Origin of the sequence: Nocardia abscessus NBRC 100374, from assembly GCF_000308455.1 — a bacterium.
Lineage (GTDB): Bacteria > Actinomycetota > Actinomycetes > Mycobacteriales > Mycobacteriaceae > Nocardia > Nocardia abscessus.
On the sequence record NZ_BAFP01000195.1, the window covers coordinates 1 to 347 of the forward strand.

General features: G+C 64.6%; 1 protein-coding gene. It reads left to right on the forward strand.

Going from position 1 to position 347, the window contains the following annotated elements:
- Positions 1-22: 22 nt before the first annotated feature.
- A partial coding sequence (locus ON19_RS40830) for an IPT/TIG domain-containing protein (RefSeq protein ID WP_255218424.1) occupies positions 23-347 on the forward strand: 325 nt, incomplete at its 3' end.

Consider the following 347-nt stretch of genomic DNA (forward strand, 5'->3'; position numbering starts at 1 on the left):
CGCCGTTCCGACTCTGTCCTCGGTGGTGCCGAGTTCGGGACCAGTGGGTGGTGGGACAACAGTCGTTCTGACCGGAACAAACCTGACCGGAGCCACCGCGGTCACTTTCGGTGCCACACCGGCGACGTCGTTCACGGTCAACTCCGCGACGCAGATCACTGCTGTCGCTCCAGCCGGAACAGGAACCGTCCAGGTCACCGTCACCACCACGGGCGGAACCAGCAACGGGGTGTCCTACACCTACGTTCCCGTTCCCACCCTGACCACGGTGGTCCCGAGTGCGGGACCAGTGGGTGGTGGGACAACAGTCGTTCTGACCGGAACAAACCTGACCGGAGCCACCGCAG